Here is a 12,944-nt window from a genome sequence, read left to right on the forward strand (position 1 = left end):
GCGCCAACCCAGTGGTCCGATTCTAACATTTGCATCCCGATCTGGCTGTCGCTCTGCAAAATGTTAGAATCGAAGGACCACCAGCAAATATGGGTTTTTAGTGGAGTTTTGGATTTGACATTCGCCTTACGCACTCCCGGCTACAGGGCTGCGAATGTCAAATCCACTCCGCTAGCACTCAGTTTGATGCTTTCACGAGCGGGCACTCGCTTTCTGACAAGGGAATGAAGGCTTCGTCGGCTGGAACCTGACGGAGGATGTTATAGTAGTCCCACGGCTCCTTCACATCGGCCCTCTTCTTCACCTCAATGAGATAGAAGGGATGGATCAGCTTTCCGTCCGCGCGAATCTTTGCCCCGCGCGCGTAGAAATCGTCGACCGCATTTTCGCGCATCCACTTGGCGACCGTATCGGTATCGTCGGAGCCGGTGGCGGCCACAGCTTTGAGGAAATGAAGAACACCCGAATAAACCGCAGCCTGCGGCGCCGTCGGCATTCGCTGGTGACGTTCAAAAAAGCGATGACCAAAGGTCCTGGTTTCGTCGTTCAACCCCCAATACCAACCGACCATGGATGTCAGGCCAGCCGCAACATCGAGTCCCATGCTGTGGACGTCGGTCAGGAACAATAGCTGAGCGACGGGCCGTTGCTTACCCGCGTCCATGCCAAACTCTTTCCACTGCTTCATCGAGTTGACGAGTTGGTCGCCGACGTTTGAAAACGCCACCACCTTCGCGCCCGAGCTCTGTGCCTGCAGGAGGAAGGAGCTATAGTCGGCATTTGCCATGGGATGATAGACGGCCCCGAGCGACTTGCCGCCAACGCGCTGAAGAAGCCGTTGCGATTCCGCGACCATGTTCTTGCCGAACTCGTAATCCGCCGCGACAAAAAACCAGGTGTCTTGTCCCTGGGCGACAAGCGTTCGGAGCGGACCCGCCACCAGCGTGTAGGCATCATGAAGCCAGGCAAAGCCGGTTTTGACGCATTGCTTGCCGGTCAGCGCCGTGGTCGCAACGGAGGTGTAAATCGCAATCCTGTTCTTGTCGCGAATGATGGTCTGGAGAGCCAGTCCGACCGCGGAATTGCCGACGTCGGCAATCGCATCGACGCCGTCAACGTCAAACCATTTGCGCACGATCGCCGAACCGATATCCGGCTTGTTTTGATGGTCGGCAAACAGCAACTCGACCTTGATGTCGGGATTTTGCTTCTGGAAATCTTCCGCGGCCAATTTGGCGGCAATGAGGGAGCCTTGCCCGTTGGAATCCGAGAGCGGGCCGCTCGCGTCGGTGACCACCCCGATCTTGACGACGCCGTTGGATATCTCGCCGTCGCTGGCTGCCGATGCCAGCGCAACGAAGCCTGTGAAGGCGAGACCGGCTATCGCTACCTTGCACGCGCTCGCCAAAGACTTCATCCCGTCCCCTCCCCCCAATAGATCTCTCTTGCGATCTGTATTTAGCAAGGCCTGTGCCAGGAGGATGTGGGATTTACGCAGACCGAGCTGTGAATTTGCGCATGCAAACGGTGCACTTTGCCTGCGAAGTGCCTGTTTGGCGCCGCCTTCGTGGCCTGGTCAGGCGGTTTCCCGAGCCGCCTCGTTCGCCCGGCCGACCAATTCTTCATATTGGTCGATCGTCGAGGGCCGGCCGATGTAATAGCCCTGCACTTCGTCACAGGCTTCCTGGCTCAGGAACGCAAGCTGGTCGTGGGTCTCCACGCCCTCGGCGATGACCGGCAGGTTGAGCCCGCGCGCCAATCCGATGACAGCGCGCACGATGGCCGCCGATTGTGGGTTGGCTACAACGCTCGAAATGAATGACTGGTCGATCTTGATCTTGTCGAACGGAAAGGCCTGCAGATAAGCCAGCGAGGAGTATCCCGTCCCAAAGTCGTCCATCGATATCCGTATACCCAGCGCCTTCAGCCGTCGCATGATGGACAAGGCGCGCGAAAAATCACCGATCAACACATTTTCCGTGATTTCGATCTCCAACCGGCCCGGTGCAAGGCCGGTTTCGAGCAGGATGGTGTGAACCAGCGACGGGAGATCGCCGTCACGGAACTGCACCGGCGACAGATTGATCGCAACATTCAGAGGCCGCGGCCACGATGCCGCTTCGCGGCAGGCTTCGCGCAAAATCCACTCGCCCATACCCAGGATCGTTCCCGATTCCTCGGCAAGCGGAATGAAGACGTTGGGCGGGACCGAGCCGCGTTGAGAATGCTTCCAGCGCGCCAAGGCCTCGAAGCCGGTAATGGCCGAGCCGATGCGCATCTGCGGCTGGTAATAGAGCATGATTTCGCCATTGGCGACCGCGGTCTCGAGGTCGCGCTGCATCGCGCGCCGCTCGCGAAGATGGGCGTTCATCTGCGCCTCGAAGAACCGAACGGATCCGCGGCCTTCCGCCTTGGCGCGATAAAGTGCGGCGTCGGCGTTACCGACAACGGTCATCGCATCGTCGCCGTCGGTCGGAAATATCGCGATTCCGATACTCGTTCCGTTGCGCAAGCGCTGACCGTCAATGACGAAGTCATTCGAAAACTCGGCGATCAGCCGTTGTGCAAGCGCTTCTGCGCTCGCCGGTTGCGGCCCGGTCGTCACGATCGTGAATTCATCGCCGCCGAGTCGAGCCACAAATTCACCCTCGGCTGCGGCCTGCAGCCGTCGCGCAACTTCCTGCAGCAGCCCGTCTCCGACAAGATGGCCATAGGTGTCGTTGATTTCCTTGAAACGATCGAGGTCGAGGCAAAGGACGGCGAACATCTGATTGTTGGCTGCGGCGTGTTCGATGGTCGAACCGAGGTGCTTGGTGAACGACGCGCGATTCGGAAGGTCGGTCAGCGCGTCGTAATGGGCCAGACGCGCAATGCGCTCCTGGTCCTTTTTCCGCTCCGTGATGTCTTCGGCCACGCCGAGCAGGTATTTCGGCTGATCGTCGTCGCCGGGAATGGCAAGCCGCCGGGTGGCAATCAGGCGCTGACCGTGCTGACGCGTCTCGACTACTTCTTCGTCAAAGGAATGATTTTGCGCACCATGAAGTACTTCGAGGTCCCGCACAAAGGAAAGGCTGGCCTCGTCTGTCGACAACAGCTCGAAGTCGGTCTTGCCGACGATCTCCTCGCTCGGCATTCCGAAAAACTCTTCGCCGGCGCGATTGATCAGGACATAGCGATGCTCCTGCGGTTCCTTGACGAAGAGGATTGCCGGCATGTTTTCCACGACCGCATCGAGGAACGAACGGGTGCGACGCAACTCCTTCTCCGCCCGCCTGCGCTCGGTGACATCGACCGCAACGCTCAGCGTCGCCAGATGGCCCTCGTAAGGGAGCATCTTGGCATAGATGATGACTTCGATCGGCGTTCCATCCGCCTTGATGTGCCGCCAAACACGATCGGCCCGAACGTCGCCCGGTGCTGCCGTGGCAACCGTGTTGCGCAGCAACTCCTGATCTTCCTTCGACCTGATGTCGAGCGAAGTCATTTTCATGAATTCTTCGTGGCTATAGCCATAGTGCCTGCAGGCAGCGGCGTTGACCGCGAGATATTTGAAAGTGTTCCGATCCCACAGGAACATCGGAAGCGGATGACTGTCGAACAACAGGCGGAACGATGCCTCCTTCCGTTTCAGATCCGTGATATCGACGCGGATTCCAACGCACCCGCCGTCGGATGTCCGCCGCTCCATGATCCTGAGCCAGCCATTGCCGAGCAGCGCTTGTTCTTCCTCGTTCTCTGCCCGGCGATGCCGCTCCAGCCGTGCGGCAAGCCATCCCTCCTCGTCACCTTCGGCATCGGGATATCGCCCGGCCTTCAGACCGGCCCTGAGCGAATCCTCAAACCGCATGTCGCTCGTTATCTTGTGACCGGCCCACTCGTGAAGCTCCGCAAAGCGGCGGTTCCACATCACGTAACGATCGTCGGCGTCAAACAGGACAAATCCTTCCGGAATAACGTCGCACGCCTCCCGTAACCGGGCATGCGCCGCGCGCTCCGAATGTTCGGCGCGCTCCGCGGCCGCGATGGCCTCCCTCAGGCGGGCATTGACGTCCTTGGTCCCGGTCGCGAAGTGGTAAATTCCAAACAGCGCCACAACGCTCGCGAGACTGCCGACCAGCATCGTCGACACCAGGAGAAGCGCCGACCTGCCGAGCCGGTCAAACGAGGCGGCAGCTTCATTTTGCGCCGCCTGCGAGGCTTCAGCCTCGAATGTGAGAAGCAGATGCTTTGCGATCCTGGTCTGCTCCAGAATACGCAAGAAGTGGTAACTCTTCTCGATTGACGTGATCTCGCCGGGCGCCTGATCGCGCAACTCCTCCCAACTGTGCGTGAGCGAAGCAATCGCCTGGGTAAGCCTCTGCTGTTCATCGAAAGACAACGCGTTGGACTTGGATTTTGTGACCCGCTCGACGGCTGCGTCGAGCTCGTTGAATTGCCGTTCGGCGTCAGCCAGAACCTTCGAGCGATCCGCCGGCGACAGCTCGAGCGCGACTGCGGTGAAATTGACGAGGCTCTGTGAAGCCTTGTCGATGACGTCGCGTGCAAGCTTCACGTCCGAGACGGCTCGTTCGATCTTGGTGATGCTGCCGCGCAGGTGCCCCAGTTCCACTATGCCAAGCGCCACCGGGACAGCGGCCGCCCCGATTGCTAGGGCCACCGCTCCGATCAGCAGCATTTGGATGTTGGGGAAACTCTTCATTTCCTCAGCGGCACGCGGAAAAATGACTTGCGATTCAAACGTGGCAGCGCGCCGTAAAGTTTTGGTGAATTGCGGTAAGCAACGCGCCATGGCTTGCAGGCATGGCTTGCACAGAAGGAAAGCAAATCCCACACACGCCAAAATCTTTACGGGAAATAGCAAGCGAGCCGACGCTGCGCGGTTAGGTCACTCGCAACCGTCGATCCGGGTTTCCGCACGTCAGGCGGACGATCACTGAACGCGCCGACTCAATCGGCCCCAAGCACCAACAGTCTTTCCCGCCATTCGTTAAGGCTTCGGCAACCAAACCGGGCCGCGATAGCCGGATCGATACAATTTGAGCGATTTACTCAACCGCGAAAAAGGGGACTTTTGCGACGCTCGACGCTCGGACTTTAGGAGCGCACGATGGGTGAAGCGGAATTCGAACGGTTGCTGGACGCCGTGAACGCGGCCGTTGCACCGATTCCCCAAGAGGATTTCGTGACCGGCATGATGACGTTCGGTCCACAGCCTGAGGCCGCCAACGACAACGGCTTGGCCTGGCCGCTTATTCCGTTCCCCGACGGCTGGCACGCGGCCTGCTAAAGCATGTGCTTGGCGTTTGTCTGCCGGCCGCAAATGCCGCGCGCGGGGGCGCCTTGGATGAGCCCTCAGCTCCTTCTCCAAAACCCGCTATAAGTCTTTGATTTAATTGATGGAGGCCACGTCCGGAATTGAACCGGAGTAAACGGTTTTGCAGACCGCTGCGTAACCACTCCGCCACGTGGCCCCATGGGCGGATCAATACAGGTGGCCACAGGGTTAGGCAACCACCCCCGACCCCGCCCGCGCTATCCGTCATATCCGTTGGGATTTTGGCTTTGCCATCGCCAATGGTCTTTGCACATCGTCTCCAGGTTTCTTTTGGCCCGCCATCCCCCCAGATATTTCTCTGCGCGATCGGTCGCCGCATAGCATGAGGCGATATCGCCGGAGCGCCGCGGCCGGATCTCGTAAGGAACCGGTTTGCCGCTGGCATTCTCGAAAGCCTTGACGACCTCCAGCACGCTATAGCCCCGGCCCGTCCCCAGATTGACCGCAATGCATGCGGGCTGCTCAAGCGACGCCAACGCAGCGACGTGCCCCTGAGCCAGATCCACGACATGAATGTAATCACGTACGCCCGTTCCATCAGGCGTGTCGTAATCGCCTCCGAAAACGTTCAGGCGATCGCGCCGCCCGACCGCAACCTGAGCAACGAATGGCAGGAGATTGTTCGGCACTCCCTTCGGATCCTCACCGATCAGACCGCTTTCATGCGCACCGATCGGATTGAAGTAACGAAGTATGCCGATGCTCCAGGTGGAATCGCTGGCGGATAAATCGCGCAGCATTTCCTCAACAACGAACTTCGTCTGGCCGTAGGGATTAACCGGCTTGAGCGGGTGATCCTCGGTGTAAGGCAGAAACTTCGGGTCTCCATACACGGTCGCGGACGATGAGAAGATGATGCGCTTGACGTGGCTCGCTTGCATGGCGCGCAACAGGCGATGGGTGCCAATGACGTTGTTATCGTAGTAGTCGAGCGGCGACGTAACGGAATCGAACACCGATTTCAGGCCGGCGAAATGGATCACCGCGGTGCATCCGAATTCATTCAAGACCTTCTCGACCATCGTCTGGTCACGAATATCGCCGTCGACGACCGCGAGCCGCTTCCTGCAAATCTGTTGAACGCGTTCGAGCGACGTTCGGCTAGAGTTGGAAAAATTATCGAGGACCACGACGTCCTTGCCGGCATTTAGAAGCTCGACACAGGTATGAGATCCGATATATCCGGCACCGCCGGTTACCAAAATCATTGGAATATCCTTGCGTCTGGACCAGGTTTTTCAAACAAGAGGTTCTCGAACAAAGGTTTGCCGGACCCGGCCCGTCCTTATAACCGATGAGTAATTAGACCTCCGATCCCGATAACGACGACTTAAAATGGGCCACTATCCCGCGAGTGGGCAAGAGCCGGAAACTCCCGCTCATGGCCGCCGCCGGCGCCGATAATCCCGCTTCGGCCGCGGCTTAGGCGCCAGCGAAGGCTGCTCATCGAGGGCTTTCCGGTATCTTTCCAGCATCTGCGCGAAGCTGGCGTTCAGGGTGTCGGCGATGTCGGGCCGCCGTTCAAGACGGGAAAGAATCAGCGCCGCCGCCTCGATGGTGGAGAGCCCGTCGCGGCGTGGTTCGCGGCGAAGCTTCCCGTAACGCGACGGCTGCGCGGGTCCGAGGATCACCCGCTGGCATTTCAGCATCCACGCATTGCGCCACCACAGTGCCTTGGCCTGGCTCCAGGTGCCGTCCAGCAGCACCACGCCCTCAATCTCCTGCAGAGTGGCGCGCTGATGTTCCGCTACCTCGCCTTTGCGATTGATGGCGACGACTTCTTCGGTCGTGTCGAGATCGGCTGCCTTCGCAGATCCTAAATAGAGCACCGCCCAGCGGGAAGGGTCGGCGACGGGTCGTCCTAAGGCTTTCGAGAGACTGGGCCAGGACAGCCCGATCTTGAGGACCGCCCTGTCAAAGTGCATCGCCGTCAGGCGAGCCGTGCCAAGCGCCCGGTCCTGCTCCTGCGGATGCTGCAAGATCAAGAGGTCGAGGCGGTTTTTGATCGGCTTGACGCCCTCGCAGACGCATAAAGGCGTCGGTTTGCGGCAATGCGGGCACTCCGGCGTCGCCAAGGTCGGGACGATGCCATCTTTAGCCTCGGATGGTCTTGACATAGGCCTGCTATACGCCGCGCGGCGAAGGGCTTCAACGGCCCGGGATAGTCCGGGGTTTGCCTTCGCAAATCCATACAGCACTCTCCTTACGCGAAACTTCCGGTACGACTTCCCGTATCTGGAGTGTCAGCGGGGCGAGGAATGGTATGCGCATAGCGGTGGTTGGGACGGGAATTGCCGGCAATGCCGCTGCGTGGACCTTGTCAAAACGTTACCCGGTAACCGTCTATGAGCGGGAAATCCGGCCAGGCGGACACAGCCACACCATCAACGTCGACTATGACGGCACGCCGATCGCGGTCGATATCGGCTTCATCGTCTACAATGAACTCAACTACCCGGATCTGACGGCGATGTTCGACCACCTCGGTGTTGAGACGGTGGAAAGCCGCATGAGCTTTGCCGTGACCGCCGATGGCGGCCGCTTCGAGTGGAAAGGCGGCGGCAACGGATGGTGGGAGACGGCAACAGGGCTGTTTGCGCAGCCGCGAAATCTGCTTGCGCCCAGTTATCTGTGGATGCTGCGGGACATCCTGACCTTCAACCGCCAGAGCGTCGAAGACTACGCCGCCGGGCGGCTGGCCGGATTAAGCCTGGGCGAATATTTTCGCCGGAGGAATTTCGCACCGCGACTGTTATCGGACTATCTGGGTCCGATGGGCGCTGCGATCTGGTCGACGCCGGCCCGCGATATGCTCGCCTTTCCGGCCGAGAATTTCGTCGCGTTTTTCAGCAATCATCGCCTCTTGCAGTATGACCGGCCGGTCTGGCGAACCGTCAAGGGCGGCAGCCGAAATTACGTCGAGAAGCTGACCGACGCGTTTCGCGACTGCATTCGTCTCGGCTGCGCGGTTACTTCGATCGAGCGGAAAGCGCGTGGCGTAGTCGTGACCGACAGCCATGGCGCCAGCGAAACCTACGACCATGTCGTGATTGCAGCTCACAGCGATCAAGCTCTCAAGATGCTCGCCGATGCCGACGAACGGGAGCGCTCCGTTCTGGGCGCGATCGGCTATTCCCCCAACACGATTTACCTGCACCGCGACACCAGACTCATGCCGCGACGGCGACGGGTATGGGGGGCGTGGAATTTTCTGCGCTGGCCCCGCCAGGGAGCAGCCGTCAACGACGTTGCCGTGACCTACTGGATGAACGAGCTTCAAGGCATCGACAAAAGCAAACCGCTGTTCGTCAGCCTCAATCCTCCTTTCGAACCCGATCCCACGCTCACTTTCGGTAAATATATCTGCGAACATCCCCAGTATGACGCAGCAGCCTTTGCCGCCCAACGACGGCTCGAGGACATCCAGGGCAAACGCCATACCTGGTTCTGCGGCGCATGGACCGGTTACGGCTTCCATGAAGACGGGCTAAGGTCGGCATTGTCGGTTGCGGAAGCGTTGGGTGCCACCGCGCCCTGGCGCGAACCCCTGCCGGAACTGGCTGAGGCCGCGGAGTAGGCCATGCGGAATGTTCACGTCAAACCAGCCGGGATCGATGGCGATGCAGCCGCGCTTTACGTCGGCGACGTCATGCATGCCCGCCTCAAGCCGGTCGGGCATCGCTTCAGCTATCGCGTGATGAGCCTGCTGATCGACCTCGATCGACTGGAGGTCGCCGACCGGCAAACGCCGTTGTTCGGCGTCAACCGGCGCGCACTGTACAGTTTCCACGAGGCCGATCACGGCGACCGGGACGGCTCATCGTTGCGGCTCTATGCGGAGCGCTGCGCAGCCGAACACGGTATCGATCTGACCGGCGGGCGGGTGTTGCTGCTGTGCTATCCCCGGCTGTTCGGTTACACCTTCAATCCGCTTTCGGTTTACTTCTGCTACGGCACACACGGCCAGCCTGCCCTCCTTATCTATGAGGTCCGCAACACGTTCGGCGACATCCATGCCTATGTGCTGCCGGTGAAGCACGGCGACATCAGCCCGGCCGGCATCCGCCAGACCCAAGACAAGCGGTTTTACGTATCGCCCTTCGTCGAGATGGCCATGCGCTACCATTTCAGGGTCATGCTGCCGCTAGACCGGGTCAAACTGCGCATTCTCGAAACCGATAGCGAAGGCCCGCTGCTTTCGGCAACCTTTAACGGACATCGGCGCATCCTGACCACCCAGGAGTTGCTACGCTCATTCTTTTCGCTCCCCGTGGTGACCCTGAAAATCATGGCCGCCATTCATTGGGAGGCGCTGCGGCTCCGGCTGAAGGGGGTCCGGTTGGTGCCCCGGCAGGGCAAGACCGCGGATGAAACCTTGGCGACCGAGGCGCGCAGTGATTATATTTCGACTGTGACGTCTGTCCGCGGAAGGTGAAGTTAGGTCGGTCGGCCATGCCCGAGATGATTCCGATCACGTCAGATACGGTGGATCGCTTGCCGGCGAACCTGCCTCGCATGGTCCGTTTGGCGCTCGGCTATGGCGCCAGGCTGCGTTACGGTTCGCTCGAAGTGACCTTGCCGGATGGCCGCGCCGTCAAACTCGGCGACAACGCGCCGGGGCCGACCGCGGCGATGAAAGTGTATCACTATGGTTTTGCCTCGCGCCTTATTCGCGGCGGTGACATCGGCATTGCCGAAGCTTATTTGCGCGGCGAATGGGACACGCCCGACCTGACCCAATTTCTCTACCTGTTCTGCGTGAATCAGGACTGGATGCGCTCGATGCTGATCGGCAAGCCAATGGTGCGGGCCATGCAGGTGGTCCGGCACTGGCTCAACCGCAATACGAGACGCCAGGCGCGCCGTAACATCTACAAACACTACGATATCGGAAACGCTTTCTATTCGGCGTGGCTCGACCCCAGCATGACGTATTCGTCGGCGCTGTTTGAGGGCGATACAGCGGATCTGACCGCTGCCCAAAACAACAAATACCGCCGGCTTGCCGAGGCGATCGACCTCAAGCCGGGTCAAAGATTGCTCGAGATCGGTTGCGGATGGGGTGGGTTCGCCGAATATGCAGCGAAAGCCTTGGGTGCGAAGGTGGTCGGACTGACCATCAGCAAGGAGCAGCGCGACTTCGCCCAGGCCCGTATCCAGGCTGCGGGCCTTGCCGACCAAGTCGAGATCAGGTTGCAGGACTATCGCGACGAACGCGACCAGTATGATCGCATCGCTTCTATCGAAATGATCGAGGCGGTGGGCGAGGAATTTTGGCCGAACTATTTTTCGCAACTGCGTGACCGCCTGCTCCCCGGCGGCCTGGCCGGCATCCAGGCGATCACCATCCAGGACAGCTTGTTCCAGGATTATCGCCGCGACGTCGATTTCATCCAGCGTTACGTGTTTCCCGGCGGCATGCTGCCATCCCCACAGATACTCAAAGCGCTTGGCGAGCGTTTCGGCGTGCCCGTCATTCGCGAGCGCATCTTTGGGCAAGATTATGCCAAGACGCTCGCGACCTGGCGAGATAACTTTCGCGCGGCCTGGCCGAATCTCATTCGACTCGGCTTTGACGATCGGTTCCGGCGGTTGTGGGAATATTATCTCGCCTACTGCGAAGCCGGATTCCTGTCCGGAAATATCGACGTTCGCCAGGTCGTGTTCGCCAAGGCGAAATAGACCGCAGCGCACAAAACGGCGATAGAACCTGCTTCCACTTTCATTGCCCGCCCTCTAGTGTCCGCCTTCCCTGGGTCGACTTCGAGCATATCTAACGCGCATGAACATCAACAACAACGTCATCGAGGCGATCGGCAATACCCCGCTGATCAAGCTGAAGCGGGCCTCTGAACTGACCGGCTGCACCATCCTGGGCAAAGCCGAGTTCATGAATCCGGGCCAGTCCGTCAAGGACCGCGCCGGAAAGTGGATGATCCTCGAGGCTGAAAAGCGTGGCGAACTCAGACCGGGCGGCTTGGTGGTGGAGGCGACCGCCGGCAACACCGGAATCGGCCTTGCGGTCGTTGCCAGCGCGCGCGGGTACCGCACGCTGATCGTGATTCCGGAAACGCAAAGCCAGGAAAAGAAGGACATGTTGCGGCTCTGCGGCGCCGAACTGGTCGAGGTGCCCGCGCTGCCCTATGCCAACGCGAACAACTACCAGCACATCGGACGACGGCTGGCCGATCAATTACGGGCACGCGAACCGAATGGCGTCTTGTTCGCCGATCAATGGAACAATCTCGATAATCCGAAAGCGCATTACGAATCGACCGGGCCCGAAATCTGGCAACAGACGGACGGCAAGGTCGACGGCTTCATTTGCTCGGTCGGATCGGGCGGCACGCTCGCCGGAACGAGCCGGTTTCTAAAAGAGAAGAACAAGGGAGTTGTGATCGGTTGCGCTGATCCGCATGGGGCTGCGATGTACGAACTGTTCAAGCACGGCGAAGCCAAGGCCACGCCGGGCGGATCGATCACCGAGGGTATCGGTCTTGGCCGCGTGACCCCCATCATCGAGCAGGCCAAAGTCGACGAGGCCTATCTGATATCGGACGAGGAAGCCGTTCCCGTCATCTACGAATTGCTCGAGCATGAAGGCCTTTGCCTCGGCGGCTCGACCGGCATCAATGTGGCCGGCGCGATCCGGCTTGCCAAACAGCTCGGCCCCGGCAAGACCATCGTGACAATCCTTTGCGATTCCGGAAATCGCTATCAATCAAAATTGTTCAATCCGCAATTCATGCGCTCGAAAAACCTGCCCGTGCCGGCGTGGCTGGAAAAGCGCAGCAAGATCGACATTCCGTTCGAGACGGCGCATTTCGGATAGCCGACGCCCATCTGCGAGAACATCAGAGATCAGCGCAAGATCTGGCTCAGGAACAGCTTGGTCCGCGCATGCTGCGGATTGGCGAAGAAATTTGCCGGCGTGTTGGTCTCGATGATCTGACCCGCGTCCATGAAAACGATGCGGTTCGCCACTTCCCTGGCAAAGCCCATTTCGTGGGTGACTACCAGCATGGTCATGCCTTCCTTGGCGAGATCGACCATGGTGTCGAGCACCTCCTTGACCATTTCCGGGTCGAGCGCCGAGGTCGGCTCGTCGAAAAGCATGACTTTGGGGTTCATGGTCAGCGCGCGGGCGATGGCGACCCGCTGCTGCTGGCCGCCCGACAACTGAGCCGGGTATTTGTTGGCCTGATGCGGGATTTTCACCCGCTCCAGATATTTCATGGCCGCCGCCTCGGCGTCTTTCTTCGGGACATGGCGAACCCATATCGGCGCGAGCGTGCAGTTCTCCAACACCGTCAGATGCGGAAACAGATTGAAGCTCTGAAACACCATCCCCACTTCGCGCCGGACCTCATCGACCCGTCGCAGTTGTGGGCCGAGTTCGATGCCGTCGACCACGATTCGGCCTTCCTGAAACTCCTCAAGCGCATTGATGCAGCGGATGAACGTCGACTTTCCGGAGCCGGACGGACCGCAGATCACGATGCGCTCACCCTTGGTTACATCGACATTGATGTCGCGCAGCACGTGAAAGTCGCCGTACCATTTGTTGAGCCCGGCAATGCCAACGATCGAATCTGTGGTCATGAAGTTT

General features: G+C 59.6%; 10 protein-coding genes and 1 tRNA gene. 5 read left to right on the top strand and 6 right to left on the bottom strand.

The annotated features are described in order from the left end of the window. Window positions 1–178: 178 nt before the first annotated feature. Together ABSE61_RS22420 and ABSE61_RS22425 are read right to left on the bottom strand one after the other, a co-directional pair. Window positions 179–1,417, bottom strand: coding sequence for an ABC transporter substrate-binding protein (locus tag ABSE61_RS22420; protein ID WP_423873323.1), 1,239 nt, complete (start codon window positions 1,415–1,417; stop codon window positions 179–181). Between the two features lie 159 nt (window positions 1,418–1,576). Continuing rightward, window positions 1,577–4,699 carry a sensor domain-containing protein gene (locus ABSE61_RS22425; RefSeq protein ID WP_423873324.1) on the bottom strand — a complete coding sequence of 1,041 codons (3,123 nt, stop codon included), beginning with the start codon at window positions 4,697–4,699 and terminating at the stop codon, window positions 1,577–1,579. Window positions 4,700–5,107: 408 nt separating this feature from the next. Here ABSE61_RS22425 and ABSE61_RS22430 point away from each other — a divergent pair, with 408 nt between their 5' ends. Then, complete coding sequence (locus ABSE61_RS22430; protein ID WP_423873325.1) at window positions 5,108–5,287, top strand: hypothetical protein; 180 nt, start codon at window positions 5,108–5,110, stop codon at window positions 5,285–5,287. 110 nt (window positions 5,288–5,397) lie between these two features. Here the strand turns inward: ABSE61_RS22430 and ABSE61_RS22435 are convergent. From ABSE61_RS22435 to ABSE61_RS22445, 3 genes are all read right to left on the bottom strand, one after another. Continuing rightward, window positions 5,398–5,471: transfer RNA gene (locus tag ABSE61_RS22435), tRNA-Cys, on the bottom strand. Between the two features lie 61 nt (window positions 5,472–5,532). Then, window positions 5,533–6,543, bottom strand: coding sequence for a UDP-glucose 4-epimerase GalE (galE, locus tag ABSE61_RS22440; RefSeq protein WP_423873326.1), 1,011 nt, complete (start codon window positions 6,541–6,543; stop codon window positions 5,533–5,535). Window positions 6,544–6,714: 171 nt separating this feature from the next. Continuing rightward, window positions 6,715–7,452 (bottom strand): tRNA-uridine aminocarboxypropyltransferase, encoded by a 738-nt coding sequence (locus tag ABSE61_RS22445; RefSeq protein ID WP_423873327.1) that lies wholly within the window; start codon window positions 7,450–7,452, stop codon window positions 6,715–6,717. 146 nt (window positions 7,453–7,598) lie between these two features. Between ABSE61_RS22445 and ABSE61_RS22450 the strand changes: the two genes are divergently transcribed. The 4 genes from ABSE61_RS22450 to ABSE61_RS22465 all read left to right on the top strand — a co-directional run bounded on the left by ABSE61_RS22450 (window position 7,599) and on the right by ABSE61_RS22465 (window position 12,167). Beyond that, window positions 7,599–8,912 (top strand): NAD(P)/FAD-dependent oxidoreductase, encoded by a 1,314-nt coding sequence (locus tag ABSE61_RS22450; protein WP_423873328.1) that lies wholly within the window; start codon window positions 7,599–7,601, stop codon window positions 8,910–8,912. Between the two features lie 3 nt (window positions 8,913–8,915). After that, entirely contained in the window at window positions 8,916–9,770 is an 855-nt protein-coding gene (locus ABSE61_RS22455; protein WP_423873329.1) for a DUF1365 domain-containing protein, read from the top strand. A 17-nt stretch (window positions 9,771–9,787) separates the two neighbouring features. After that, window positions 9,788–11,017 carry a class I SAM-dependent methyltransferase gene (locus ABSE61_RS22460; protein WP_423873330.1) on the top strand — a complete coding sequence of 410 codons (1,230 nt, stop codon included), beginning with the start codon at window positions 9,788–9,790 and terminating at the stop codon, window positions 11,015–11,017. Window positions 11,018–11,117: 100 nt separating this feature from the next. Next, entirely contained in the window at window positions 11,118–12,167 is a 1,050-nt protein-coding gene (locus ABSE61_RS22465; protein ID WP_423873331.1) for a cysteine synthase A, read from the top strand. Between the two features lie 29 nt (window positions 12,168–12,196). Here ABSE61_RS22465 and ABSE61_RS22470 read toward each other — a convergent pair whose 3' ends face one another. Continuing rightward, entirely contained in the window at window positions 12,197–12,937 is a 741-nt protein-coding gene (locus ABSE61_RS22470; protein WP_423873332.1) for an amino acid ABC transporter ATP-binding protein, read from the bottom strand. Window positions 12,938–12,944 lie beyond the last annotated feature (7 nt).

It is taken from the genome of Bradyrhizobium sp. (assembly GCF_049519115.1).
Lineage (GTDB): Bacteria > Pseudomonadota > Alphaproteobacteria > Rhizobiales > Xanthobacteraceae > Bradyrhizobium.